This is a genomic window from Pyxidicoccus fallax (assembly GCF_012933655.1).
Lineage (GTDB): Bacteria > Myxococcota > Myxococcia > Myxococcales > Myxococcaceae > Myxococcus > Myxococcus fallax.
Map to the genome: position 1 here is coordinate 1 of NZ_JABBJJ010000631.1, position 2,938 is coordinate 2,938.

The following is a 2,938-nucleotide window of genomic DNA, read 5'->3' on the forward strand; positions in this document are numbered from 1 at the left end:
CCCGCCCCCTCAACCCCGAGCAGCTCGACGCCACCGCCCGCGCGCTCGCCGCCGAGGACTTCTTCCTCGTCCATGGCCCCCCGGGCACCGGCAAGTCCACCGTGCTCGCCGAAATCGCCGCCCAGGCCGTGGCCCGCGGGCAGCGCCTGTTGTGCACCGCCGCCAGCAACGCCGCCGTGGACCACCTCTTGGACCTGTGCCTCGACAAGGGCCTGCGCGCCATCCGCGTGGGCCACCCCGCCCGCGTCGCCGCGCGCCTCCAGGAGCACACGCTCGACATCGTCGTGGAGGACCACCCGGACCGCGCCGTGTCGAGAGACCTCTTCGACGAGGCCTTCTCCCTACTGGGCTACGCCCGCCGCCAGCGCAGCCAGGGGCGCAGCCGCGAGCGCTTCGCCAACGCCCGCGCCTCCACCACCGAGGCCAAGGGCATGCTCGACGAGGCCCGCGCCCTGGAGAAGAAGGCCGTGCGCGCCGTGCTGGAGCGCGCCGACGTCATCTGCGTCACCCTCGCCAGCCTCGACTCCGGCGTGCTCTCCAACGAGAAGTTCGACCTCGCCCTGCTGGACGAGGCCACCCAGGCCACCGAGCCGCTCGCGCTGCTCGGCTTCCTACGCGCCCCCAAGGTCATCCTCGCCGGAGACCCGCAGCAGCTGCCGCCCACCGTCCTCTCCCAGGAGGCCGCCAAGGCGGGCCTCGGCGTGAGCCTCTTCGAGCGCCTGCTCAAGGACCACGGCGAGGGCGTCAAGCGCATGCTCCGCGAGCAGTACCGGATGAACGCGCGCATCATGGACTTCCCCTCGCGCGAGATGTACGGCGGCGAATTGCGCGCCCACCCCTCCGTGGCGGACCGCACGCTGACGGAGGTGCTGAACCCCGGCGCCGAGGTGGACGCCCCGCCCGTCCTCTACCTCGACACCGCCGGCAAGGGCTTCGACGAGGAGGTGGAGCCCACCACCAAGAGCCTCTTCAACGACGGCGAGGCGAACCTCATCGAGGCCCGCGTGCGCGCCCTGCTCGCCCTGGGGCTGTCACCCCGCGAGCTGGCCGTGATTACGCCCTACAGCGCCCAGGCCCACCGGCTGCGCGAGCGCGTGGAGGCGCTCCACCCCGACGTGGAGGTGGACACCGTGGACGCCTTCCAGGGCCGCGAGAAGGACGCCATCCTCGTCTCCCTCACCCGCTCCAATGGCGAGGGCCAGCTCGGCTTCCTCACGGACCTGCGCCGGATGAATGTCGCCCTCACCCGCGCCCGCCGGCACCTCTTCGTCGTGGGCGACTCCGCCACCCTCAGCGGCCACCCCTTCTACGCGCGCTTCATCGAGGGCACCCAGGCCACCGGCGCCTACCGTTCCGCCTGGGAGTGGCCCGACGCCATGGATCTCTGACGCACTCCAAGCGCGAGTCCAAGTCAACCCTCCCCCGGGTACTACGCAAGGAGTGCGGGCTCGCCGCGCCAGAATTGTCGTCGGGCTGCACAAATTTTGTCACCCCGATCCCGGAGAACCCCGCGTCAGTGCCGGAAATCCAGGCATTTGGCGCAAGATCCGTATCCGGCATGAAACATGCTGACACTCCCCGCCGGGGAGGAACCGCCACATGTCTCAGCGACACACGGTGACGAAGGAAAACGACGTCTGGGTTCTGCGTATCGAGAAGGACAACGGCAAGACGCAGGAGTACCGCTGCGCCACGGAGAACCAGGCACGTCAGCTCGCCATGGTGCTGTCCCGTCCGGATACCGGTGGGCCGCCGCGGGCTCCGGCCGAGTCGCGCTGAAGACCCGGCCACCGACGCCGCGGCCACACGCGCGGGTGGCGGTTCGTCCGAGAGCCCGATAAGGCACGGGGGCAGGAGGTCCCCGTGCCCGCAGCCCCCGCACCCGAGTCCCGCTTCATCGACGCCCAGGGCCTGGCCCTGCATGTGCGCCACCGCCCGGTGGACGGCGCGCCAGCCGTCCTGTTCCTCCACGGCTGGCTGGACCACTCGCACAGCTTCGACCCCGTCCTCCCCCACCTGCCCGCCTGGCATCTGGCGCTGGTGGACTTCCGGGGCATGGGCCGAAGCGGCCACGTGGGCGGCGGCGCCACGTACCACTTCAGCGACTACACCCTGGACGTGGAGCTGGCGCTGGACGGGCTGGGGCTGAAGCAGGTGCACCTCGTCGGGCACTCGCTGGGCGGCATCGTCGCGCTGGCCTACGCCGCCGCGCGCCCCGAGCGCGTGAAGAGCGTGTCGCTGATTGAGAGCCTGGGCCCGTCCGCCGGCGCGCCCGCCGTGGCGCTGGAGCGGCTGCGCTCGTTCCTCAACGACTCGCACCGGCCGCCGAACCGCAAGCGCTACGCCTCCGTGGAGGACGCCGCCGCGCGCCTGCGCGAGAACAACCCCACGCTCCCGGAGGCCGCCGCGCTGCTGTTGGCCCGCCACGGCACCGAGCCCTTCGAGGGCGGCGTGGCCTTCACGTTCGACCCGCGACACCGCCGCCGCTTCGGCATGTCCTACGACGAGGCGCAGTGGCTCGCCGTGCAGGGGGGCATCACCTGCCCCGTGCAGCTCATCCGCGGCAGTGACGGCCTCGCGCCCCCCGAGGAGGTGCTGAAGCGCCGCCTGGACGCGCTGCCGACGCTCGTCGGCCCGCCGCTCATGATTCCTGGCGGACACCACGTCCACATGGAGCAACCCGAGGCCGTGGCCCGGGCGCTCGCCGGCTTCGTTACCGACAGGGCCTGAAAGTCCCTCCAAAAAGGTGGGGAAACTTCTTTCACCCTCCAGGGCAAGAGCGTTCCCACCTTCCTCCTTTCCAGGTTCCACCCCACCCAACCCCCCGATTTCACGGGGGCGCTCCACGCGCGCGCGTTGGTACGCGATTTGATTGGAGAGCGCGCGGTGGATCACGCACCGGGCCCAGGCGGGTGCGTGTGGGGAGAAGGGTGGGGAG

At 71.3% G+C, this 2,938-nt stretch carries 3 protein-coding genes; all 3 read left to right on the forward strand.

Annotated elements, in window-relative coordinates; all coding sequences use genetic code 11:
• Positions 1 to 1,388: AAA domain-containing protein (locus HG543_RS52855; RefSeq protein WP_169352555.1), on the forward strand; the 1,388-nt coding region annotated here is incomplete at its 5' end.
• 211 nt (positions 1,389 to 1,599) lie between these two features.
• The gene (locus HG543_RS52860) at positions 1,600 to 1,779 is read left to right on the forward strand and encodes a hypothetical protein (protein ID WP_169352556.1); all 180 of its coding nucleotides are present in this window, start codon (positions 1,600 to 1,602) and stop codon (positions 1,777 to 1,779) included.
• Between the two features lie 84 nt (positions 1,780 to 1,863).
• Entirely contained in the window at positions 1,864 to 2,730 is an 867-nt protein-coding gene (locus HG543_RS52865; RefSeq protein WP_169352557.1) for an alpha/beta fold hydrolase, read from the forward strand.
• Positions 2,731 to 2,938: the final 208 nt, after the last annotated feature.